This is a genomic window from Yersinia massiliensis CCUG 53443 (assembly GCF_000312485.1).
GTDB lineage: Bacteria > Pseudomonadota > Gammaproteobacteria > Enterobacterales > Enterobacteriaceae > Yersinia > Yersinia massiliensis.
This window is the reverse complement of record NZ_HE997650.1, coordinates 40,761-62,988: the sequence shown is the minus strand read 5'-3', so window position 1 is coordinate 62,988 and position 22,228 is coordinate 40,761. Positions and strand designations below refer to the sequence as shown.

The following is a 22,228-nucleotide window of genomic DNA, read 5'->3' as shown; positions in this document are numbered from 1 at the left end:
TCTAACTTTAGGGTATCTATACACATGTCAGAACAAAACAACACCGAAATGGCTTTCCAGATCCAACGCATCTACACCAAGGATATTTCCTTCGAAGCGCCAAATGCTCCGCAGGTTTTCCAGCAGGATTGGCAGCCAGAAGTTAAACTTGATCTTGATACTGCTTCCAGTCAGCTAGCTGAAGATGTGTATGAAGTGGTACTGCGTGTGACGGTAACGGCCTCTTTGGGCGAAGAAACTGCATTCCTGTGTGAAGTTCAGCAAGGTGGTATCTTCTCCATCGCCGGTATCGACGGCACCCAACTGGCTCATTGCTTAGGCGCATACTGCCCGAACATCTTGTTCCCGTATGCTCGCGAATGCATCACCAGCTTGGTTTCTCGTGGTACTTTCCCACAACTGAATCTGGCACCGGTTAACTTTGATGCCCTGTTCATGAACTATCTGCAACAGCAGGCTGAAGGCGAAGGTGCTGAACAACGTCAGGATGCCTGATGAACACCACGACTGCTTCAATGACAGTTATCGGTGCCGGATCTTACGGCACCGCATTAGCCATTACACTCGCGCGTAATGGCCATCAAGTTGTGCTATGGGGCCATGACCCTAAGCACATTCAAGTTTTGCAACATGACCGTTGTAACCAAGCGTTCTTGCCAGATGTCCCTTTTCCAGAGACTTTGCTTCTGGAAAAGGATTTGGCACGTGCTTTAGCGGCCAGCCGTGATGTATTGGTCGTTGTGCCGAGTCATGTCTTTGGCGCGGTATTGCATCAGTTGAAACCGCATTTACGCCAAGATGCACGAATTGTCTGGGCGACAAAAGGGTTAGAGGCAGAAACTGGCCGCTTGCTGCAAGATGTCGCGCGGGAAGTCTTGGGTGAAAGCATTCCCCTGGCTGTCGTTTCTGGACCTACTTTTGCGAAAGAGCTTGCCGCTGGGTTACCTACAGCGATCGCATTGGCCTCAACCGATACAAAATTCAGCGAAGACCTGCAACAATTGCTGCATTGTGGCAAAAGTTTCCGCGTTTACAGCAATCCTGATTTTATCGGCGTTCAGCTCGGTGGTGCGGTCAAAAACGTGATTGCGATTGGTGCGGGGATGTCTGACGGCATTGGTTTTGGTGCCAATGCCCGTACTGCATTGATTACCCGTGGCTTAGCTGAAATGACCCGCTTGGGTTCGGCCTTAGGCGCAGATCCTTCCACCTTTATGGGCATGGCAGGGCTGGGTGATTTGGTGCTAACCTGCACAGATAATCAATCTCGTAACCGCCGGTTTGGCATTATGTTGGGCCAAGGGTTAGGTGTACAAGAAGCGCAGGACAAAATTGGTCAAGTGGTTGAAGGTTACCGCAACACCAAAGAAGTCTTGGCATTGGCGCAGCGTCATGGTGTTGAGATGCCGATAACTGAACAGATTTATCAGGTATTGTATTGCCACAAAAATGCCCGTGAAGCGGCATTGACCCTACTGGGTCGGACTAAAAAAGATGAAAAAAGCGGTATTTAAGCGCTTGAGTTAAATACGCGCAAAAGGTCTGGGCTGAAATAAAATAATAACGATATATCCAGTGTCATTGAGGTTTTCGCCTCAAGGGAAAGGGTATCAGTTGCTTCGGCCGTTCCCCGAGGCAACCTGTTTATGGGCAGGAGTACGTCATGTCGTCAGAAGAGTTAGAACTGGTCTGGAGTAGCATTAAATCTGAAGCCAGAGCACTGGCTGAGTGTGAACCGATGCTGGCAAGTTTTTTTCACGCGACATTATTGAAGCATGAAAATTTGGGTAGTGCACTGAGCTACATTCTGGCGAATAAATTGGCAAATCCAATCATGCCTGCTATCGCTATTCGTGAGGTGGTAGAGGATGCCTATCGCGCGGACGAACAGATGATAGTCTCCGCTGCTCGCGATATTTTGGCTGTACGCCTGCGTGACCCCGCCGTCGATAAATACTCCACACCATTGCTATACCTCAAAGGTTTTCATGCGTTACAGGCTTATCGCATTGGGCATTGGTTGTGGGCGCAGGGGCGCAAAGCCTTAGCCATTTATCTGCAAAATCAGGTGTCTGTCGCTTTTGGTGTCGATATCCACCCTGCGGCAACCATTGGCTGTGGCATCATGCTTGACCATGCTACGGGTATTGTTATTGGTGAAACTGCCGTCGTTGAGAATGATGTTTCCATCCTGCAATCCGTTACTCTTGGTGGTACGGGTAAAACCAGTGGTGATCGTCATCCGAAGATTCGTGAAGGCGTGATGATTGGTGCTGGCGCGAAAATTCTGGGGAATATTGAAGTCGGGCGAGGGGCTAAAATTGGCGCAGGGTCAGTGGTGTTGCATTCTATACCTGCGCATACTACCGCCGCGGGTGTACCTGCTCGTATTGTCGGTAAGCCAGAAAGTGATAAGCCTTCACTGGACATGGATCAGCATTTCAATGGTGCTGGGCATGGTTTTGAGTACGGTGACGGTATCTAATCCTGCCTGCTCTGTTTGACGCTCTTACGGTGTGAGTAACATTTGTGTGAGCAACATCTGTGTGAACAATAATTGGTTACTTGGCCCATCCGTGGGCCTCGCCTTCGCAAGGCTTTACTCTTTCAATAGCGCACCCGGATACCCTAGTTGCCGCCAGGCTTCATATACGACGACCGATACGGCATTTGACAGGTTCATACTGCGGCTATCGGCTTGCATGGGTATTCTGATTTTCTGCTGGGCAGGTAACGCATCCAGAACGCTGGCCGGTAAACCTCGGGTTTCAGGGCCAAACAGCAGGTAATCATTAGCTTGATAACTCACAGCGCTGTGGGCTGGTGTCCCTTTGGTGGTCAATGCAAATAAGCGCGCAGGTGTTGCACCGGAAGACTGTGCACCATCGAGTTTTTCGCTGTCCAAGAAGGCTTGATAATCATGATGATGTTTGATGTTAGCAAACTCATGGTAATCAAGACCCGCACGGCGTAAACGTTTGTCGTCCCAAGTGAAACCCAAAGGCTTAATCAGATGGAGTTGGCAGCCAGTATTCGCGCATAACCGAATAATATTACCGGTGTTGGGCGGGATTTCGGGTTCAAATAAAACAATATTAAGCATATGTCCCCCAATAATTAGGGGCGCAGGATATCAGAATCCCCCTGTGAGTGCAGCGGTTGGCGACGCGGATAGCATAAAACAAAAAATTTAAAAGCAAGGAGCGGAGAGTACTGTTAACGGTTATTTTATAGGCTGACCATCACAGTCAGTATTAATGGGGTATTCATCATGACAACAGTCAAAAGCGCATTTGGTAGCGAACAAGACTCACGTTGGGTTGCCGTGACGACGCGTGATAAAGCCGCCGATGGTCAGTTTGTTTATGCAGTGAAAACCACCGGTATCTATTGCCGTCCCTCCTGTCCGTCTCGTCAGGCTAAAGTCGAACACATTGAATTCTTTGCTGATAATCAGGCTGCGGAGCAAGCGGGTTATCGAGCTTGCAAACGTTGCCGGCCCACTCAATTGCCTTTGGCACAGCAGCATAGAGATAAAATCAGTCAGGCGTGTCGTTTGATTGAACAAGCAGAAACTCCACTTAAACTCGATGAACTGGCTGCTGAATTGAATCTTAGCGCTTTTCATTTTCACCGGCTGTTTAAAGCGATGACCGGACTGACCCCAAAGGCGTACGCTAACGCGGCTCGAAGTGCACGTGTTCGTACTCAATTGGCAGGTGAAGGCTCAGTGACTGATGCTATTTTTGAGGCAGGGTATAACGCTAATGGCCGATTTTATGCGCAATCAAATGCGCTATTGGGCATGACGCCAACTCGATATCGTCACGGTGGTCGTGATGTGACACTGCGATTTGCCGTTGGTGAGAGTTCACTTGGGGCGATTTTAATGGCGAAAAGTGAACTGGGTATCTGCGCCATTTTATTGGGTGACTCACCTGATTTGCTGGTGCAGCAATTACAGGATAAGTTTCCGCACGCGACGTTAATCGGCGGCGATGATGAGTTTGAGCAATGGTTTGCACGAGTCGTGGGGATGGTCGAGGCACCCAAACTTGGCCTAGATTTACCACTGGATATTCAGGGGACTGCTTTTCAGCAACGTGTATGGCAGGCACTGCGGGAAATTCCAGTAGGTGAAACCGCCAGTTATGCCGATATCGCCGCTAAAATAGGCTCACCGAAAGCGGTTCGTGCCGTTGCGGGTGCTTGTGCGGCCAATATGCTGGCTGTTGCGATCCCTTGCCATCGCGTTATTCGCCAAGATGGTGCATTGTCAGGCTACCGCTGGGGTATTGAACGCAAGAAGCGGTTACTGGAAAAAGAAGGGAATCTAAACAGCGTCGATCTGCCCGATCCGCAATGATCGGGCAGTCAAATTAACACTCAAGCCAAGAGGGCAATGAATGCCCTTTTTCACACCAAAATTAGGCTTTCAGCGGGTGCAGCGGTAACCACAGTATCAGCCGTAAGCCGCCTAATGGACTATCCTCTGCTCGTACCCAACCGCGATGCTGGTTAACCGCAGTTTCAACAATCGCGAGTCCTAAGCCAGTGCCACCTGATTCGCGATCTCGCGCTTCATCAGTGCGGTAGAATGGCCGGAATATCTGCTCGCGGTCGTCTGGGCTAACACCTGGCCCATCATCGTCAACAATGATAGTGACGCCTTGGTTATCCGAGCTGAATGCCACCGCAATGTGGTGATGGGAATAACGCAGCGCATTACGCACGATATTCTCCAGCGCACTCTCTAGAGCTGCTGGGTTTGCAAATAAGGTCCACGGCCCTGGGGGAGAGGTGACTTCCAGCGTTTTACCCATTTGGTCAGCTTCGAACTGGGCGTCTGCCAGCACATCAGACCACAAATCATTCGCTTTAATCGGCTCGCGATGAAGCTCGCTTTTGTGCTGACTGCGCGATAACACCAACAAGTCATTGATCATGCTATCTAACCGCTGGGCTTCCATCTCGATACGCTCTAACTCTTTACCCTCACCATGGCGACGACGCATCAGCGCTGTTGCCAGTTGCAAGCGAGTGAGTGGAGTGCGTAGCTCATGGGAGATATCCGAAATAAGCCGTTGTTGGGCCACGACCATTCGATCGAGCGCGCTGATCATCTGATTAAAACTGGCACCGGTAGCCAAAAATTCTTGCGGTCCGGATTCCAGCTCTGGGTGCGGTTTTAGATTGCCTCGGGCAACATCATCAGCCGCATTTTTCAGCTTACGGGCCGGTTTTGCCAAACTCCACGCCAGCCACAATAGCAGGGGTGAGCTGATTAACATGGTGGCAATCAACAGCAGTAACGGCCGGTCAAACATCAGGTTGATAAAATCAGATTGGGGACTGCTGGCAGGGCGCAGCAAATAAAGCTGATAGTTATCTTCCCCATCCCGAATCGAGAAAGGGCCGACCATCTCGACGCGGCCATATTTCTTCTTTTTCGGCTGATCAGAGTTATCTGACTGGCCGATAAAGTTACGGACAATCTGCATTTCGTGGCGTTGAGCACCAATTACACGGCCTTCGGAGGTCACTAACACCAAATGCTGGCCCGGCGGTGCCCACTTCTCAATGGCGCGATACAGCCTACGCCACCACATGAGATCATTCGCAGGATCGCCGGCCAGCTCGGCTTCAATATGTTGCTCGAGCATCGTACCCTGACGCTCTTCGCTATCGAGCAAAGTGGTCATTTGACGCGAGTCAAGCTTTGGCAACATCAGCACGAGCATCAAAACCAGCGCTAAGGTAAACCAGAAAATGGCAAAAATTCGCGTCGTTAAACTGTTAATCATGTTTCGGATACCATCAGATACCCGCGCCCACGTAGAGTTTTAAACCACGGCAACCCATCTTTGCGATCGGGTAGCTTACGGCGTAGGTTCGAAATATGCATATCAATAGCGCGGTCAAAAGGTGTCAACCGTTTCCCCAGCACTTCTTGGCTCAGATGCTCTCGCGAGACGACCTGACCGAGATGCTGAGCCAGTAAGTAGAGTAAGGTAAATTCAGTGCCAGTCAGTTCCAGCACTTGTCCTTCAAAACTGGCTTCTTGTCGGCCTGGATTCAATTGGAGGCAATCAACGTCAAGTATCGGCGCACCCTGATCAACATTTTGTTGCTGTTCGCTCCAGTTTGAGCGACGCAAAATCGCGCGGATACGGGCAACCAGTTCACGATCGTTAAAGGGTTTTGCCAGATAATCGTCAGCACCTAGCTCAAGGCCAAGTACCCGATCCAATTCACTGCCACGGGCAGTCAGCATAATCACCGGTGTTTGGTGATGTTGACGCAACTCTTTTAGCGTCTCGATGCCGTTTTTACGTGGCATCATAATATCAAGTAATAACAAGTCGATAGAACTGTCCAGCAAGTTCAATGCCTGTTCGCCATCATGGGCAACAACAACATTAAAACCTTCCATTTCCAGTAATTCTTTCAACAGCGACGTCAATTCACGGTCATCATCAACTAATAGGATTTTATGCATGGTTATTTCTCCTCTTGACGCAAAATACGTTAACGCTTGCCGGTATTCCATGACTTTACTTAGCTTTACATGCTCTGACTCCAGTTTTACATCCGCTGACGCATGTTTGCAGCTAGACCGATAGACTGCTCCTCATTGAATCGCATAGCAGCAAATCGCTTAGCAGATAGAACCCAGGAGTTAAATGATGCGTAAAGTAACTAAATTAACAACGTTAATGATGGCGTCAATGTTAGTTCTCGGCTCTTCAGCCGCCTTCGCCGCCGGTAAAACCGACACAAATAATGGCTGGTGCCATGGTGACGGTACGATGATGAACAAAAAAGATGGCCGTGGTCACCATAACATGTTTGATGGTGTGAATCTGACTGAACAACAGCGTCAGCAAATGCGTGACCTGATGCAGCAGTCTCGCCAAGGTCAACCCCGTATTGATATTGCTGACCGTGAAGCCATGCACAAGCTCATGACCGCCGATAAATTCGACGAAGCTGCGGTAAGAGCACAAGCCGAGAAGATGTCCAAAGACCAGATTGAACGTCAGGTCGAAATGGCTAAAGTTCGCAACCAAATGTACAACTTGCTCACACCAGAGCAAAAAGCTGCCCTGAATCAAAAGCACCAGCAGCGCATTGAGAAAATGCAGCAGGCGCCAGCAGCACAACCCTCTTCTGCCCAGAAGTAAGTAGTACCCTGTAATACCCTGTTTTCCTTGCCATAGACACCATCCCTGTCTTTCCCCGCCATGATGGCGGGGCTTTTTTTATGTGCCTTTCGCCGTGTGAAAATCTTTACTCTAATGGCTAATTAGACGACTTCTTCACTGATGACCTGACTGCACCTCGAATTATTTAGGGTATATACTGAGAGTCCTTAATATTATTCGGAATGCGTTATGGATCCGCAATATGCGCGACTGGTCAAAGCCGCGGCACTGAGTGCTACTGTGTTGGCATCAATTTTACTGGTGATTAAAATTTTTGCCTGGTGGCACACTGGGTCGGTGAGCTTACTGGCCGCGTTAGTTGACTCACTGGTGGATCTTGCCGCTTCTCTAACCAACCTTTTTGTTGTGCGATACTCACTGCAACCTGCTGATGCAGAGCACACTTTTGGCCACGGGAAAGCGGAGTCATTAGCGGCGCTGGCGCAAAGCATGTTTATTTCTGGCTCTGCATTATTCCTGTTCCTGACCGGTTTCCAACATTTAGCCTCACCGGAACCCTTGCAAGACCCAGGTTTAGGCATCTGGGTAACGCTATTTGCATTATTCAGTACCCTAATATTAGTGACATTTCAGCGTTGGGTGGTGCGAAAAACTCACAGTCAGGCCATTCGTGCCGATATGCTGCACTATCAATCGGACGTCATGATGAATGGTGCTATTCTTATTGCATTGGGGTTAAGCTGGTATGGCTTCCATCGAGCGGATGCGCTATTTGCTTTGGGGATCGGGATTTATATTCTGTATAGCGCGTTGCGTATGGGTTATGAGGCGGTACAAGCTTTACTGGATCGTGCATTGCCAGATAATGAACGGCAGGAGATTATCGATATTGTGATGTCTTGGCCGGGTGTGATTGGTGCTCATGACCTGCGAACTCGTCAGTCGGGGCCGACTCGCTTTATTCAGTTGCATCTTGAAATGGAAGATATGATGCCGTTGATGGAGGCGCATGTCTTAGCTGAGCAAGTTGAGCGTGCATTGTTACACCGCTTCCCTGGTGCGGATGTGCTAATCCACCAAGATCCCTGTTCTGTCGTGCCAAAAGAGCGTCATGCGCATTGGGAACTATAATAATGACTGAATAAATAATAGCGTCATTAACAATGGATAAACTTTGTGACATGTTGATTCGATCATGAAGAAAATACCGCCAAATGGCATGACTTGAATCAATTCAGCTTGGTGTTTTTGCTATAATATCCGATATTAATCTCATAAAGCTGATTTCCGTACTCTATCACCTGTGCCAAGCATAAATCAGCAGACAACGAATTTAAAAATCGCATCTACAAGTTTAGAGGTAGTCATGGTCAAGAAAATCGGTGTACTAACAAGTGGTGGTGACGCACCTGGTATGAACGCAGCCATTCGTGGGGTGGTTCGTGCCGCTTTGTCAGCAGGGCTGGAAGTTTACGGTATTGAAGATGGCTACCTTGGCTTGCATGAAAATCGTATGAAGAAGCTGGACCGCTATAGCGTGTCAGATATGATTAACCGCGGTGGTACTTTCCTCGGTTCTGCACGTTTCCCTGAATTCCGCGATCCACAAGTGCGTCAAGTCGCGCTCAAGAATATGAGAGATCATGGTATTGATGGTCTGGTCGTTATCGGTGGTGATGGTTCTTATGCTGGTGCCGACTTGCTGACGAAAGAAGGTGGTATTCACTGTGTCGGTCTTCCGGGCACCATCGATAACGATGTGGCGGGTACGGACTACACCATCGGTTTCTTCACCGCGCTGGAAACCGTGGTCGAAGCGATTGACCGCCTGCGTGACACGTCTTCTTCACACCAGCGTATCTCTATCGTTGAAGTCATGGGCCGTTATTGCGGTGATTTGACTTTGGCAGCAGCTATTGCTGGGGGATGTGAGTTTATCGCTATCCCTGAAGTTGAATTCAAACGTGAAGATCTGGTTGCTGAAATCAAAGCGGGTATCGCGAAAGGTAAGAAGCACGCTATCGTGGCGATCACCGAAAAACTGGATGACATCGATTCGCTAGCCAAATACATCGAGAAAGAAACTGGCCGTGAAACCCGTGGCACTGTACTCGGTCATATCCAGCGTGGTGGTGCTCCGGTTGCTTATGACCGTATTTTGGCCTCCCGTATGGGCTCCTATGCTGTGGATCTGTTGTTGCAGGATCATGATTTCTCGCAAGGCGGTTTCTGCGTCGGTATTCAGAATGAGAAAATGGTGCATGAATTAATCTCGATTTGTATCGCGCCAGAAAACAAGAAAAGTAAATTCAAAGAAGACTGGTACGACACAGCGAAAAAACTGTTCTAAAACAGTCGAACACGTCCTCTCAGAGCCTCCGCATGCGGGGGCTTTTTGCATTTTAGATGTTGTATATTTCGTATTGATATAATCAGAAGTTTTTTATTCTTTAATTGGATGGATAGTTTCTGGCACGCTCTTTATCAAGCCAACCAATCAGGTTGATAGCACGTTAGGTTGAAAAATTAGATTAATAATAATCATTTTGGGAGCGGGTCAATGCGTAAATGGGGTGTGGGTTTGTCGTTACTGCTGTTGGCATCAGGTGCCATGGCGAAAGATATTCAATTATTGAATGTGTCCTATGATCCGACACGTGAATTTTATCAGGAATATAACCAAGCATTCAGTAAGCACTGGGAACAACAAACTGGCGATAAAGTCACGGTGCGCCAATCCCACGGCGGTTCTGGTAAGCAGGCGACCTCGGTGATTAATGGTATTGAAGCCGATGTCGTGACACTGGCACTGGCCTATGACGTCGATGCTATTGCTGAGCGTGGTCGTATTGATAAAAACTGGATCAAACGCCTACCGGATAACTCCGCACCTTACACATCAACCATCGTATTTTTGGTCCGCAAAGGGAATCCTAAGCAGATCCATGACTGGTCAGATTTAGTCAAACCAGGTATTTCGGTGATCACCCCGAATCCAAAAACCTCTGGTGGTGCGCGTTGGAACTACTTAGCTGCATGGGGTTATGCCTTAGAGCACAACAACAACGATCAAGCCAAGGCGCAGGAATTTGTCAAAACCCTGTATAAGAATGTGGAAGTATTGGATTCTGGCGCTCGTGGTGCCACCAATACCTTCGTCGAACGTGGCATTGGTGATGTGCTGATTGCTTGGGAAAACGAAGCGCTACTGGCAGTGAATGAAGTGGGTAAAGACCAATTCGATATCATCACCCCAAGTGTCTCTATTTTGGCCGAGCCAACGGTGTCGGTCGTGGATAAAGTGGTCGATAAACGTGGCACTCGTGATGTCGCTGATGCGTATTTGAAATACCTATATTCACCAGAAGGCCAGACCATCGCGGCTAAGAATTACTATCGCCCACGTGATCCAGCCGTTGCAGCTAAGTTTGCGAATGAATTCCCGAAACTGAAACTGTTTACGATTGATGACGTTTTTGGTGGCTGGACTCAGGCCCAGCAGGTGCATTTCGCCACGGGCGGCGTATTTGACGAAATCAGTAAACGTTAAAATTACGGTATTGATTATTGCCCGAATAAGACGCCTGTCAGTGAAAACTGTGGGCGTTTTGCTTTATTGATTTTCGTAATAATATTTTTTCATATTTATTACCTTACTTATAAATGCCAACCGTAGGATTCGCTAACTGCTGCACAGTACGTTATTAAGTGGTCTTTGCCGATAAGGCAACACAACGTATTGGGGGAAATAATGGTAAAAAGTATTTCTAATGCAGGCGCGTTTGTTAAGCCCGCTATGGGCCCATCAGAGCCAAATCCGCCAACAGTCGGGTACGGCTCTCTTGAATCACTCCACAGTGTGCATGATCTATACGGCTCCTTTGATGACATCAGTGAATATAGCCTCGGCGATTTATCAACTTATGCACCACCTGAGAAAATAGAAAATAAAGAAGCTCTCTTTGGTATCAAGCCAAATCGCCACCCTTTGGGCAAAGAAGCCTACTTCGAGTATTTATTAACAGAAGTCAATCGTGAGGGAAAACCCCCTCTATTACTGCGGCCGTTAGCTGCGTTATTGGCATTATTTGGTATTCATGGTTTTGGGCAAACCAACTGTGCGTCTTGCGCTACTGCCGTCATTGATACATTCGAACAGAATAAATTGTATCTCGCCTTGCCAACATTGAGAGGCGCAGATGTCAAAGCGAATATGGGGCTACCGAAAGATGATGAAGCGGGTATGTCTAATGCTAAATTAATCGCGCAATTAGAAACATGTAAGCCTGAAAATGAGTTATATGGTGTTCTTGTTGTCCATCGACCAACGTTATGGACGATGTTGCCGGGAGCGACCCGAGGGCATGCCTGTAATGTGATTAAGCTTAAAGACAGTGATGTTCTTCATTTTATTGATACTCAAAAGAGAACCCATTTATGCTTTGATCTGGTTGACCTCCCTTACATGAGTGAAGAAGTCAGTGAGTTTTTAGGGCGAGTGGGTAAAGAGGGTATCGACTTATACCGAAAAGAATTTAAGAAGTAGGGACATAAAAAAGCCAGAGCAACGGTAAATTGCTCCGGCTTAATCGCTAAATACCTGAATTAGGCTTTTTTAGCTTCTGCTGCTGCTTTCACGATAACCGCAAATGCATCTGCTTTCAGTGAAGCACCGCCAACCAGTGCACCATCGATATCTGGCTGGGTGAACAGTTCTGCTGCATTTTTATCGTTAACAGAACCGCCGTACTGGATAATCACTTGTTCTGCAACCGCGGCATCTTGTTTTGCAATGTGGTCACGGATGAATTTATGAACGGCTTGAGCCTGCGCTGGAGTAGCTGATTTACCGGTACCGATAGCCCAAATTGGCTCATAAGCGATAACCGCGCCTTCGAATGCTTTCACGCCTAAGGTGTTCAGCACGGCATCCAGTTGTTTAGCGCAAACCGCTTCAGTTTGGCCCGCTTCATTTTCTGCTTCAGATTCACCGATGCACAATACTGGGATCAGACCAGTTTCTTTCAGTACACCGAATTTCTTGGCGATCAGTTCATCACTTTCTTTGTGATAGGTACGGCGCTCAGAGTGGCCGATGATGATGTACTGTGCGCCGACATCTTTCAGCATTTCAGCAGAGGTTTCGCCCGTAAATGCGCCAGACAGATTCACATCAACATTCTGTGCACCCAGAGAAATGCGGCTACCTGACAGCTCATGTTTAGCTTGATTCAGATAGATAGCCGGTGGGGCAATTGCAACACCACAACCGTCAACGGTGCTCAATTCTTTACGCAGGCCAGCGATAAGCTCGATAACCATGTGAGTGCTACCGTTCAGCTTCCAGTTACCCATAACTAATGGATGACGCATGTTTCTTCCTCCAACAAAGGGATACGAGGGTCAATAAAATGACTGCCTGACAGGCAGTTTACCTGTCCAACAGTATAGAGATGATTAGTGACAATGGCTTTGCTTTTCGTCATTAATTGCGGTGAGATTATGCTTCAGATAGTGAAAGCTTAATCGGTTCAACAGCGAAAGTAAGCCCTTTTTCACCATTATCTGCCACAACATAGCGAATTGCGCCGACAGGATGAGAGTAGAACGGCAAACCTTTACCTTGCGTCAACAGTTGTTGCACGTTTTCGATGCTTTGCTGGGGCGTGAGTGTGGGTTCAAATTGCCGCATCAGGGCTGCCATATAGTTGACGGCCACTAATCGGGCGGCTTTCTCCTCACTCCCTTTGATTGGTAAGTAAGTGATTTGCAATGTTTTAATCTTACCAGTTCCCTTTTCTAACGCGGTTGAAGCATAAAGATTTTCATTAATCTTGCTCGCGGCTCGAGTCAGTGGGGGAGCATCATCTTTTACGGTGATGGCGTGAAACTCATGCAGGGGTAGTGTCGGGTTAGCGCGGTTATAACTTTCTCGGAATTTAATCAGGGTTAAATCGAAGGTTGGCGCGCCGGAGAGCAGGTAAGGTGCTGTCGGCTGCGACTCTTCTGTGGGCTGACCACTGTCGTCTACGGGATCGGCATGAGCGCGACCAACCGTTGCTATTAGCAGCAGTATTGTCAGCGTTGCGGTGATTTCTTTTCTCATGACTTACGCCGTCGTTAGAAGTGTATGGGGGGATTAAAACGGTATTCAGGGGTGATTGTCAAAATTCACTGCGAAGTTTGTCGGTTGGTAGCCTGTTTAGGTTACACTCAGGCACGATTAAATGAGGTCTATGGATCAGTTCATCGATGACAATACAGCAGTGGTGTTTCTCTTTTAAAGGCCGTATCGGTCGGCGAGATTTTTGGATCTGGATGGGTTTGTGGCTTCTGGCAATGTTAGTTATTTTTACACTGGCCGGAAAGGACTGGATGCCTATTCAGACTGCCGCATTTGCGATAGTTTTTCTGCTGTGGCCAACAGCTGCGGTGGTGGTGAAGCGGTTGCATGATCGCAATAAAGCAGGCTGGTGGGCGCTTTTAGTGGTATTGGCTTGGATGTTGATGGCCGGTAACTGGCAGATGCTAGCACCTATTTGGCAATGGGGCGTTGGGCGGTTTATTCCCACACTAATTATTGTCATGATGTTTATCGACTGCGGCGCATTTCTCGGGACTGAGGGGGATAACCGCTTTGGTCCACCTGCGGTGCCGGTAAAGTTCTTAGCAGATAAAGCATGAAATAAATAAGTGGTAGGGGAAAGACGAGGATGGTTCAGTGGCAAAACCATCCTCGTTGTTTAGGGGGTTGGTAGATGTTTAGGGGGTTGGCAGAAACTTAAGGTCTGACGCCCAAGGTATGGCAAATCGCATAACTTAACTCAGCGCGGTTTAAGGTATAGAAATGGAAGTCTTTCACACCTTCGCGGCTCAAGATTTTCACCATATCCATCGCAACTGAAGCCCCGACCATTTTGCGCGTCTCAGGATCATTATCTAGCCCTTCAAAAATAGTCGTCATCCAATTTGGCACTCGCACATTGGTCATGGTGGCGAAGCGCTGAAGCTGTTTAAAGTTAGAAACCGGTAAGATGCCAGGCACGATTTCAACGTCAATGCCGGCCGCTACGCAGCGGTCACGAAAGCGCAAATAGCTTTCGACATCAAAAAAGAACTGCGTAATAGCACGGTTAGCACCCGCATCAATCTTACGTTTTAAATTGATCAAGTCAGCTTGAGCACTCTTCGCTTCAGGATGAACTTCTGGATACGCTGCCACCGAGATATCAAAATCACCGACGCCTTTCAGTAGTGTCACTAAATCAGAGGCATACATCTCAGGCTTGCCGCTATCCGGCGGCAAGTCCCCGCGCAGAGCAACAATATGGCGGATGCCGCTTTTCCAATAATCAGCCGCAATATCACGTAACTGAGTGGGAGAGGCATCAATACAGGTTAGGTGCGGCGCAGCTTCAAGGCCAGTGCGGTCCTTAATCCCTTTAATGATGCTATGAGTACGGTCACGCTCACCAGAATTCGCGCCATAAGTGACGGAAACAAACTTTGGTTTCAGGGTACTTAGGCGATCAATAGAGCTCCACAAGGTCTCTTCCATCTCGCTGGTCCGCGGCGGGAAAAACTCAAAAGAAACATTAATTTGGCCTTGCAGCTCTGCCAGACTTTGATTTAGCGCTTCCCGCTGGTTTGCGTGATAAAAACTCATACCCTGTCACTCCATTGTCGCTATAACGACTTATGTTATCTGTTTTCGCTCATTTGTGAGCGTCTATACGTTTAGATGGCTAAATAGAAGGTGCCGGAAGTTGGCTAAAGAGTCAACGTTTAAATAAGTTTAGGCTGATGATTAATGTTCATCGGGTCATGAGAAAGATTCATGTTGTGGGGAAGTAGAGAATCGCGCGATAAGTTAGCCCCTTCTGCGCAGAGCAGAAGAGGCTGAGGAATAGCAGGTTACAGCAATTGAGACAGTCGGTTTAAGTCAGATTGAATCGCACCGGCTGTGACATCTCGCCCAGCGCCTGGGCCACGGATCACCAGTGGATTATCACGATACCAACGGCTTTCAATGGCGAAGACGTTATCGCACGGCAATAGGGAAGCCAGTGGATGGTCAGCCCGCACGGCTTCAACGCCCACTCGAGCCTTCCCATTGGCATCAAAACGTGCCACGTAGCGCAAGACCAAACCCATTTCATTTGCGGCTTCTAAGCGCTGGACCATTTGCTGATTCAATGCATCACCGTTTTCGAAGAACTGATCGACCGAGCCAGCCTCTGCACCGGCAGGCACCAGTGATTCAACCCTAACCTGATTCGGTTCGATGTCATAACCCGCTTCACGAGCCAGAATGACCAACTTACGCATCACGTCTTGACCGGAAAGGTCTACACGTGGGTCTGGTTCGGTCAGCCCTTGTTGCCAAGCTTGATCCACCAACTCAGTGAACGGCACTGTGCCATCAAATTGCAGGAAGAGCCAAGACAGCGTACCGGAGAAAATCCCGCTAATGGCCAGAATGCTGTCGCCACTGTCACGCAAGTCGCGCACGGTATGGTTAACCGGTAGCCCCGCACCGACGGTGGCGTTATACAACCAATGACGACCCGTTTTAGCAAATGCATCGCGGATTTGGCGATAGTTATTGCTACTAGACGCCCCTGCGAGTTTGTTCGCACTGATCACGTGGAAACCATAACTGGCGAAATCCAGATATTGCTCGGCAAGTGATTCGCTGGCCGTCACATCTAGCACTACCAAATCATCAAACGGGTGCGCTCGCATCCACAGGAACAGTGATTCTTCATCCTGCTCTTTGGCTTCATCATCGTAAAATGCCAATGTTCGGCTGGCATCTAGCCCGTCATAACTCAGCAGGCTGCGGCGGCTATCCACCACGCCCGCCAATACGAATTCAAAGCCACTACGGGCGGAAATATTTTTTTGCTCGCGCGCGAACAACTCAAGCCAACGGGCACCGATATTCCCTTTCCCGAATAGGACAAGGCCAATACGTTTTTCGGCGCGGAACAATGACTGATGCAAACCCTGAATCAAATGCTCTGTCGGCCCGAGACGCAGAACGGCGACCAAACTAATCCCATCTTCAGCCTGCCAGATAAACTCAACCGGCTGATCTTTTAGTTGCTGGTAGAAACGGTGACTGTGCAGTGGGTTCTTACTCACGCCTGCGCCGACCAATGCAACTAAAGCCAATCCTTCGCGCAGAGACAGTTTCCCCGGCAGCGTGGCATCTTCTAGCACTCTCAGTGCACTGCCGACGACTTCAGAGGTATAGCAAAGTTGCAGCAGATTGCGGTCTGGGTGAATACCGGTTGCCAGCGGCTTGATTTGCGCCCGTTTGAGCAGCGAATCAATTTCTTTTTGTGCCAGTGAGAAATCATGGTGGCCAGCAATTTGCAATTCAATGAGGCAGACATCATCGTGGCTGGTGACAATTTTGGCACCAGAACCGGACGCCAACACACGCTCAATACGGGTAGAACCTTGTTCTGGCTGGTAGCTACAACGCAGTTGCAAATCGATATCGCTACCTGAAACAGGCTGTAATGTACGGGTATGCAATACCGGCGCAGCCAAACGGGCGAGTTCACTGGCTTCATCTAGACGCAGTAAAGGCAGCAAGCAGGCATCTTTCACTTTACGTGGGTCAGCACTGTATACCCCAGCAACGTCACTCCAGATGGTGACACGTTCCACGCCTGCGAGCGCACCCACTTGTGTGGCTGAATAGTCACTACCATTACGCCCTAACAACACGGTCTCACCGGCGTTATTGCGAGAGATAAAGCCCGTCACCACGAGACGCTGGTGCGGGTTTTGCGTCATTAATTGCTGCAACAACGGATAAGAGCGGCCTTCATCAATCTGGGGCTGTGCTGCTCGCTCAGCGCGGAGGAAATGACGTGCGTCCAGCCAATTCGCTTTCATGTCCAGCTTGTTCAGCACCGCAGCCATCAGACGAGCGGACCAAATTTCACCATGCCCAACCACTTCGGCATAAATAGCATCGTCTACTTTACTGTCTAGCAAACCCGCCAAGCGTTCCAAATCATGGATAAACTCACTGATTAGCGGCTCAGCCATTTCTGGTGGCAGTAAGCCGTTGATCAGGTCATGTTGATAACGACGCAGGTTTTGCTGCACTTGATGGGCAGAAAGACGATCACTTTGACTGAGTTTTAGCCAACTAATCAGTTGGTTAGTGGTACTCCCTGCCGCAGATACCACCATAAGATCGCCGGGGTGACTGTAGTTGGCCATAATATTGGCCACTCGCAGGTAACACTTCACGTCCGCAAGGCTACTACCACCAAACTTATGCAGTTGACGACCGGTGACCGCCGCTGCTACCGCTGTTGCATTCATGCTTACCTCGTTCCCGCCAACTGGAATGCATTTTCCAGATCGGCAATCAAATCTTCGCTGTCTTCAATACCCACGGAAATTCGCAACAAGCTATCAGTAATGCCTGCGGCAATACGCGCTTCTGGTGCCATACCTGCATGTGTCATGGTTGCAGCATGGGAGATTAGGCTTTCCACGCCGCCCAAAGACTCTGCCAAGGTAAATAGCTCAAGGGCAGAGAGGAAACGACGTAATACCTGTTCATCACCATTTAGCTCAAAACTGAGCATCGCACCAAAACCTGACTGCTGACGGCAAGCAATTTCGTGGCCGGGATGTTGTGGCAGAGAAGGATGATACAGCTTTTTCACTAAAGGCTGCTGCTGTAAATAGCGAACAATGTCATCTGCGTTACGCTGCTGTTGGGCCATACGTGGTGATAAGGTTCGTAAACCACGTAATAACAAATAACTATCGAACGCGGCCCCAGTCACACCGATATTATTTGCCCACCAAGCGAGTTCGACGGCTAACTCAGGATCTTTGGCAATGACTGCCCCCGCGACCACATCGGAGTGACCATTCAGATATTTAGTACAAGAGTGAACCACTAAGTCAGCCCCTAGAGACAAGGGCTGCTGCAAGGCTGGGCTGAGGAAGGTATTGTCGCAAACAGTCAGTGCGCCGACAGCATGGGCTGCTTTGCAGATGGCCGCAATATCCACCACTCGTAATAATGGGTTACTCGGTGTTTCAATCAAGACCAGCTTAGGTTTTTCAGCCAATGCTCGGTTAAGGGCGGCAGTATCCCCTTGATCAACAAACAACACGCGGTAAGCCCCGCGCTTGCTCAGACTATCGAATAAGCGGTAACTACCACCGTAACAATCGTGTGGTGCGACCAACAAATCGCCTGGCTTTAAAAATGTGGTGCAAACCAAATGAATCGCCGACATCCCGCTGCTGGTCATGACGGCACCCGCCCCCCCTTCCAGTTCAGCCAGCGCCCGCTGCACCACATCACGTGTTGGGTTGCCGCGACGTGAATAGTCATGTGCACGTGGCTGATTAAAATCAATAAAATTGTAAGTACTGGAGAGGTGAATCGGGGGGACAACGCAGCCGTATTGCTCGTCATCATTCAATCCGCTACGGACTGCAATTGTTGCCTGTTTACGCGTCATAAGGATTTCCACCAACCGGGATCGAGAAAATGTTACGCCAGAGTAGACGTACAAATTACGGACGTCAATACATCTGGACATCTAAACTTCTTTGCGTATAGATTGAGCAATGGAATAATAACCGTTAAAATTATTGTGGTTTTAGATCTCTTAATGATGACAGTCAGTTTTCGGTGATGTCTTGTTTAATCGCAAAGACGGCAGAGAAAGGTATCAGCTATTAATTAAGTGTCATTTGGGTCGTGAAAGTCACGGGTACTACTGCAAAGGGCTGAACATACCTAAATCAGTAATTTGGGCGGGAGTATTGTTAGGATCGCAGTAAACTCAAGCAACAGCGGCATTTCAGTGACCTTAGTCTAGTAAAGTTGACATTTATTTAGTGAGAACAGCGAAGATCGGGCATAATTGACCCGTTTTCAGAATTTTATATTTTTCCGACAAATTTAAGGTGTCCCATGGCTGAGTGGAACGGCGAGTATGTCAGCCCTTACGCTGAACACGGCAAGAAAAGCGAGCAGGTTAAAAAAATCACGGTATCCATCCCGCTGAAGGTGTTAAAAATCCTCACGGATGAGCGTACCCGCCGTCAGGTCAATAACCTGCGCCACGCCACCAACAGTGAATTGTTGTGTGAAGCATTTTTGCATGCGTTTACTGGTCAGCCGCTGCCGAATGACGAGGATCTGCGTAAAGAACGCAGTGACGAAATTCCGGAAGCCGCGAAGATTTTAATGCGTGAATTAGGTGTTGATCCCGATACTTGGGAATATTGATTTCTAATGCTTCCCGTTCATCAAACATGATGAATAGGGGGAGTAGAAACAAAAAAGGCGCCGAGGGCGCCTTTTTCGTCTGACGAGCAGATATTACTTCTTAGCAGCACCTGGCACGCTGAAACGCTTGTTAAAGCGGTCAACACGGCCACCGGTCGCAACATCACGCTGCTTGCCAGTGTAGAACGGGTGGCATTCGCCGCACACGTCCAGATTCAGGTCATGACCAACGGTAGAGTTGATCTTGATAACGTTACCGCAAGAGCAAGAGGCAGTAACTAAATCGTATTTTGGGTGGATACCTTGTTTCATGGAAAACCTCTATATTTAGGCCGTGTCGCTATCCAGCCCTGATTCGCCAGACACCACACGATTGATAACTAACAATCGCTGATAAAGTAACCAACGCTTGTTAACAGGATTTGATATCGAATTATATCAAAGGCGGCGAATCATACAGAATTTAGCCAAGCCGCGCAATCGAATCCGCACATTGTGTAGCATGCGGTGTAAACTATTCAATCTTTTTTGCTCAGGTCAATTTTCTCATTCAGGATAAAAACACATGTCCGTTGTTCAAGTGGCTTTACCCGTACCGCTGGCCCGTACCTTTGATTACCGATTAGACAGTGCCATGGCCTGTCCGGTGGTAGGTGCCCGTGTCAGCGTGCCATTTGGTAAACGTACCGCTATCGGCATTGTGGTTGGGGTTAGCGAGACAAGCGTATTTCCCCTTGAGCAACTGAAAGCCATTGATGCCGTTCTGGATGATCGCAGCTTATTTCCCCCCAGCCTATGGCGCATTCTTTGTTGGGCAACCGACTACTACCACTATCCAATAGGCGAAGTGCTTTTTCATGCCTTGCCTATTTTGTTGCGGCAAGGGAAACCCGCGCAGTCGGCACCTTTGTGGCAATGGTTCGCGACCGAGCAGGGGCGCGCCACGCCACCAGAAAGCTTAAAACGCGCGCCAAAACAGCAACAAGCCCTCGCTGCGTTATTACAAAAACCGGTCTATCGTCATCAAGTGAATGAAATGGCGTTAACCGAAAGTGCGTTACAAGCTTTGCGTAGCAAAGGATTGATTGATCTACGCACGCAGACAGTAGCCACCACCGATTGGCGTCAGGGTTTTACGGTATTAGGCGAACGGCTTCGGCTGAATACCGAACAGGCCACGGCTGTTGGGGCTATCCGCAGCGAAGATACGCAGTTTGCCGCTTGGTTGCTGGCGGGGGTGACGGGCTCCGGTAAAACTGAAGTCTATTTGAGTGTGCTGGAAAATATTCTGGCGCAGGGCCGTCAAGCGCTGGTGCTGGTGCCTGAAATCGGTTTGACCCCGCAAACCATCGCCCGTTTCCGTGAGCGATATAACGCACCGGTTGAGGTGTTGCATTCCGGGTTAAACGACAGTGAACGTCTATCGGTCTGGTTGCGAGCCCGCGACGGTGAAGCTGCGATTGTCATTGGGACCCGCTCCGCGCTGTTTACGCCGTTTGCCCGTTTAGGCGTGATTATTATCGATGAAGAGCACGACACCTCATACAAACAGCAGGAAGGTTGGCGCTATCACGCCCGAGATTTAGCGGTATTTCGCGCCCGTGAAGAGGGCATTCCTATCGTTATGGGTACCGCCACCCCTGCACTGGAAACGCTGCATAACGTACAAATGGGGAAGTATCGTCAGCTCACGTTGTCAAAGCGAGCTGGCAATGCCAAACCGGCAGTACAGCACTTACTCGACCTTAAAGGGCTGCCACTAAAAGTCGGGCTTTCTCAGCCGCTGTTGAAAAGAATTAGCGCCCATTTACAAGCGGATAATCAGGTCATTTTGTTCCTGAATCGTCGAGGGTATGCACCTGCTTTACTGTGTCACGAGTGTGGCTGGATTGCCGAGTGTCAGCGCTGCGATCACTATTACACTTTGCATCAAAATCATCGCCAACTCCGCTGTCACCATTGCGACAGTCAAAGGCCCGTGCCTCAGCAATGCCCAAAATGCGGCACCACACATTTGGTGTCTGTCGGCGTCGGTACCGAGCAATTGGAAAATGAGCTAGCGCCACTGTTCCCTGATACCCCTATTACCCGCATTGACCGCGACACGACGAGTCGTAAAGGGTCGTTGGAACAGCATTTGGCCGACGTTCATCAGGGCGGAGCGCGTATTTTGATTGGTACGCAAATGTTGGCGAAAGGTCACCATTTCCCCGATGTGACGCTGGTGGCATTGCTGGATGTTGATGGTGCGCTCTTCTCGGCTGATTTTCGTTCAGCGGAGCGTTTCGCGCAGCTCTATACACAGGTATCAGGTCGTGCGGGCCGTGCCGGTAAGCAAGGTGAAGTTATTTTACAAACGCATCACCCTGAGCATCCGTTGCTGCAAATTTTATTGCAGCAGGGATACGACGCTTTTGCCAAACAGGCACTTGCGGAACGTAAAAGCGTCTTTTTACCGCCTTATACGAGCCACATCATCGTGCGCAGCGAGGATCACGATAATCAGCAGTCAGCGCTTTTTCTGCAACAATTACGCAATTTACTGGAAGCCAGTCCGCTCAAAGATGATGCACTCTGGATAATGGGGCCAGTACCCGCACTGCAAGCCAAGCGTGGTGGGCGTTTCCGCTGGCAACTCTTGCTACAGCATCCCTCACGCCAACTGCTACAGCGACTGATTAAAACGTCTCAGTCGTTGATCAATACGTTGCCGCAGGCGCGGAAGGTTAAGTGGGCGTTGGATGTGGATCCAATCGATAACTAATTACCCTTC

General features: G+C 49.0%; 21 protein-coding genes. 12 read left to right on the top strand and 9 right to left on the bottom strand.

All coding sequences use genetic code 11. From position 1 onward, the window contains the following. The first annotated feature begins 24 nt into the window (after nt 1-24). From secB to cysE, 3 genes are all read left to right on the top strand, one after another. A complete protein-coding gene (gene secB, locus BN68_RS20400) occupies nt 25-495 on the top strand; it encodes a protein-export chaperone SecB (protein ID WP_005164715.1) in 471 nt (156 codons plus the stop codon). Then, nucleotides 495-1,514, top strand: coding sequence for an NAD(P)H-dependent glycerol-3-phosphate dehydrogenase (gene gpsA / locus BN68_RS20395; protein WP_019213044.1), 1,020 nt, complete (start codon nt 495-497; stop codon nt 1,512-1,514). Before secB ends, gpsA begins: the two co-directional genes overlap by 1 nt. A gap of 149 nt (nt 1,515-1,663) precedes the next feature. Further along, nucleotides 1,664-2,485, top strand: coding sequence for a serine O-acetyltransferase (cysE, locus tag BN68_RS20390; RefSeq protein ID WP_019213043.1), 822 nt, complete (start codon nt 1,664-1,666; stop codon nt 2,483-2,485). 114 nt (nt 2,486-2,599) lie between these two features. Here cysE and trmL read toward each other — a convergent pair whose 3' ends face one another. Then, nucleotides 2,600-3,103, bottom strand: a complete 504-nt coding sequence (trmL, locus tag BN68_RS20385; RefSeq protein WP_019213042.1) for a tRNA (uridine(34)/cytosine(34)/5-carboxymethylaminomethyluridine(34)-2'-O)-methyltransferase TrmL — start codon at nt 3,101-3,103, stop codon at nt 2,600-2,602. A gap of 168 nt (nt 3,104-3,271) precedes the next feature. Between trmL and ada the strand changes: the two genes are divergently transcribed. Continuing rightward, nucleotides 3,272-4,366, top strand: coding sequence for a bifunctional DNA-binding transcriptional regulator/O6-methylguanine-DNA methyltransferase Ada (ada, locus tag BN68_RS20380; protein ID WP_019213041.1), 1,095 nt, complete (start codon nt 3,272-3,274; stop codon nt 4,364-4,366). A 61-nt stretch (nt 4,367-4,427) separates the two neighbouring features. On the opposite strand, the gene cpxA is transcribed toward ada, so the two are convergent. Further along, nucleotides 4,428-5,804 (bottom strand): envelope stress sensor histidine kinase CpxA, encoded by a 1,377-nt coding sequence (gene cpxA, locus BN68_RS20375; protein WP_019213040.1) that lies wholly within the window; start codon nt 5,802-5,804, stop codon nt 4,428-4,430. Further along, a complete protein-coding gene (gene cpxR, locus BN68_RS20370) occupies nt 5,801-6,499 on the bottom strand; it encodes an envelope stress response regulator transcription factor CpxR (RefSeq protein ID WP_019213039.1) in 699 nt (232 codons plus the stop codon). The genes cpxA and cpxR overlap by 4 nt, the downstream gene beginning before the upstream one ends. Before the next feature lie 187 nt (nt 6,500-6,686). On the opposite strand from cpxR, the gene cpxP reads away from it, so the two are divergent. The 5 genes from cpxP (at nt 6,687) to BN68_RS20345 (ending at nt 11,712) form a co-directional block, all read left to right on the top strand. Continuing rightward, nucleotides 6,687-7,184, top strand: coding sequence for a cell-envelope stress modulator CpxP (gene cpxP, locus BN68_RS20365; protein ID WP_019213038.1), 498 nt, complete (start codon nt 6,687-6,689; stop codon nt 7,182-7,184). 210 nt (nt 7,185-7,394) lie between these two features. Then, on the top strand, nt 7,395-8,297 hold the full coding sequence (gene fieF / locus BN68_RS20360; protein ID WP_019213037.1) for a CDF family cation-efflux transporter FieF: 903 nt from the start codon (nt 7,395-7,397) through the stop codon (nt 8,295-8,297). Between the two features lie 235 nt (nt 8,298-8,532). Continuing rightward, nucleotides 8,533-9,516, top strand: coding sequence for a 6-phosphofructokinase (gene pfkA / locus BN68_RS20355; RefSeq protein ID WP_019213036.1), 984 nt, complete (start codon nt 8,533-8,535; stop codon nt 9,514-9,516). Between the two features lie 210 nt (nt 9,517-9,726). Continuing rightward, on the top strand, nt 9,727-10,716 hold the full coding sequence (locus BN68_RS20350; protein WP_019213035.1) for a sulfate ABC transporter substrate-binding protein: 990 nt from the start codon (nt 9,727-9,729) through the stop codon (nt 10,714-10,716). 201 nt (nt 10,717-10,917) lie between these two features. Beyond that, the gene (locus BN68_RS20345) at nt 10,918-11,712 is read left to right on the top strand and encodes a toxin glutamine deamidase domain-containing protein (protein WP_019213034.1); all 795 of its coding nucleotides are present in this window, start codon (nt 10,918-10,920) and stop codon (nt 11,710-11,712) included. A 59-nt stretch (nt 11,713-11,771) separates the two neighbouring features. Here the strand turns inward: BN68_RS20345 and tpiA are convergent, their stop codons facing one another. Together tpiA and BN68_RS20335 are read right to left on the bottom strand one after the other, a co-directional pair. Then, nucleotides 11,772-12,539 carry a triose-phosphate isomerase gene (gene tpiA, locus BN68_RS20340; RefSeq protein ID WP_019213033.1) on the bottom strand — a complete coding sequence of 256 codons (768 nt, stop codon included), beginning with the start codon at nt 12,537-12,539 and terminating at the stop codon, nt 11,772-11,774. A 127-nt stretch (nt 12,540-12,666) separates the two neighbouring features. Next, a complete protein-coding gene (locus BN68_RS20335) occupies nt 12,667-13,272 on the bottom strand; it encodes a DUF1454 family protein (RefSeq protein ID WP_019213032.1) in 606 nt (201 codons plus the stop codon). A gap of 146 nt (nt 13,273-13,418) precedes the next feature. Here BN68_RS20335 and BN68_RS20330 point away from each other — a divergent pair, with 146 nt between their 5' ends. After that, on the top strand, nt 13,419-13,850 hold the full coding sequence (locus BN68_RS20330) for a DUF805 domain-containing protein (RefSeq protein ID WP_019213031.1): 432 nt from the start codon (nt 13,419-13,421) through the stop codon (nt 13,848-13,850). A gap of 97 nt (nt 13,851-13,947) precedes the next feature. Here the strand turns inward: BN68_RS20330 and metF are convergent, their stop codons facing one another. The 3 genes from metF to metB form a co-directional block, all read right to left on the bottom strand. Then, nucleotides 13,948-14,832, bottom strand: a complete 885-nt coding sequence (gene metF, locus BN68_RS20325) for a methylenetetrahydrofolate reductase (protein ID WP_019213030.1) — start codon at nt 14,830-14,832, stop codon at nt 13,948-13,950. 248 nt (nt 14,833-15,080) lie between these two features. Next, nucleotides 15,081-17,516, bottom strand: coding sequence for a bifunctional aspartate kinase/homoserine dehydrogenase II (locus BN68_RS20320; RefSeq protein ID WP_019213029.1), 2,436 nt, complete (start codon nt 17,514-17,516; stop codon nt 15,081-15,083). Between the two features lie 2 nt (nt 17,517-17,518). Continuing rightward, nucleotides 17,519-18,679, bottom strand: coding sequence for a cystathionine gamma-synthase (gene metB / locus BN68_RS20315; protein WP_019213028.1), 1,161 nt, complete (start codon nt 18,677-18,679; stop codon nt 17,519-17,521). 458 nt (nt 18,680-19,137) lie between these two features. On the opposite strand from metB, the gene metJ reads away from it, so the two are divergent. Further along, entirely contained in the window at nt 19,138-19,455 is a 318-nt protein-coding gene (metJ, locus tag BN68_RS20310) for a met regulon transcriptional regulator MetJ (protein WP_004392248.1), read from the top strand. A 93-nt stretch (nt 19,456-19,548) separates the two neighbouring features. Here the strand turns inward: metJ and rpmE are convergent, their stop codons facing one another. Then, on the bottom strand, nt 19,549-19,767 hold the full coding sequence (gene rpmE / locus BN68_RS20305) for a 50S ribosomal protein L31 (RefSeq protein WP_004876115.1): 219 nt from the start codon (nt 19,765-19,767) through the stop codon (nt 19,549-19,551). 253 nt (nt 19,768-20,020) lie between these two features. On the opposite strand from rpmE, the gene priA reads away from it, so the two are divergent. Then, nucleotides 20,021-22,219: a primosomal protein N' gene (gene priA, locus BN68_RS20300; protein WP_019213027.1), complete on the top strand. Its 2,199-nt coding sequence runs from the start codon at nt 20,021-20,023 to the stop codon at nt 22,217-22,219. Nucleotides 22,220-22,228 lie beyond the last annotated feature (9 nt).

Excerpts from the sequence above, each read along its gene's own strand:
- secB (WP_005164715.1), top strand. The coding sequence starts at position 25 with ATGTCAGAACAAAACAACACCGAAATGGCTTTCCAGATCCAACGCATC.
- gpsA (WP_019213044.1), top strand. The coding sequence starts at position 495 with ATGAACACCACGACTGCTTCAATGACAGTTATCGGTGCCGGATCTTAC.
- cysE (WP_019213043.1), top strand. The coding sequence starts at position 1,664 with ATGTCGTCAGAAGAGTTAGAACTGGTCTGGAGTAGCATTAAATCTGAA.
- trmL (WP_019213042.1), bottom strand. The coding sequence starts at position 3,103 with ATGCTTAATATTGTTTTATTTGAACCCGAAATCCCGCCCAACACCGGT.
- ada (WP_019213041.1), top strand. The coding sequence starts at position 3,272 with ATGACAACAGTCAAAAGCGCATTTGGTAGCGAACAAGACTCACGTTGG.
- cpxA (WP_019213040.1), bottom strand. The coding sequence starts at position 5,804 with ATGATTAACAGTTTAACGACGCGAATTTTTGCCATTTTCTGGTTTACC.
- cpxR (WP_019213039.1), bottom strand. The coding sequence starts at position 6,499 with ATGCATAAAATCCTATTAGTTGATGATGACCGTGAATTGACGTCGCTG.
- cpxP (WP_019213038.1), top strand. The coding sequence starts at position 6,687 with ATGCGTAAAGTAACTAAATTAACAACGTTAATGATGGCGTCAATGTTA.
- fieF (WP_019213037.1), top strand. The coding sequence starts at position 7,395 with ATGGATCCGCAATATGCGCGACTGGTCAAAGCCGCGGCACTGAGTGCT.
- pfkA (WP_019213036.1), top strand. The coding sequence starts at position 8,533 with ATGGTCAAGAAAATCGGTGTACTAACAAGTGGTGGTGACGCACCTGGT.
- BN68_RS20350 (WP_019213035.1), top strand. The coding sequence starts at position 9,727 with ATGCGTAAATGGGGTGTGGGTTTGTCGTTACTGCTGTTGGCATCAGGT.
- BN68_RS20345 (WP_019213034.1), top strand. The coding sequence starts at position 10,918 with ATGGTAAAAAGTATTTCTAATGCAGGCGCGTTTGTTAAGCCCGCTATG.
- tpiA (WP_019213033.1), bottom strand. The coding sequence starts at position 12,539 with ATGCGTCATCCATTAGTTATGGGTAACTGGAAGCTGAACGGTAGCACT.
- BN68_RS20335 (WP_019213032.1), bottom strand. The coding sequence starts at position 13,272 with ATGAGAAAAGAAATCACCGCAACGCTGACAATACTGCTGCTAATAGCA.
- BN68_RS20330 (WP_019213031.1), top strand. The coding sequence starts at position 13,419 with ATGACAATACAGCAGTGGTGTTTCTCTTTTAAAGGCCGTATCGGTCGG.
- metF (WP_019213030.1), bottom strand. The coding sequence starts at position 14,832 with ATGAGTTTTTATCACGCAAACCAGCGGGAAGCGCTAAATCAAAGTCTG.
- BN68_RS20320 (WP_019213029.1), bottom strand. The coding sequence starts at position 17,516 with ATGAATGCAACAGCGGTAGCAGCGGCGGTCACCGGTCGTCAACTGCAT.
- metB (WP_019213028.1), bottom strand. The coding sequence starts at position 18,679 with ATGACGCGTAAACAGGCAACAATTGCAGTCCGTAGCGGATTGAATGAT.
- metJ (WP_004392248.1), top strand. The coding sequence starts at position 19,138 with ATGGCTGAGTGGAACGGCGAGTATGTCAGCCCTTACGCTGAACACGGC.
- rpmE (WP_004876115.1), bottom strand. The coding sequence starts at position 19,767 with ATGAAACAAGGTATCCACCCAAAATACGATTTAGTTACTGCCTCTTGC.
- priA (WP_019213027.1), top strand. The coding sequence starts at position 20,021 with ATGTCCGTTGTTCAAGTGGCTTTACCCGTACCGCTGGCCCGTACCTTT.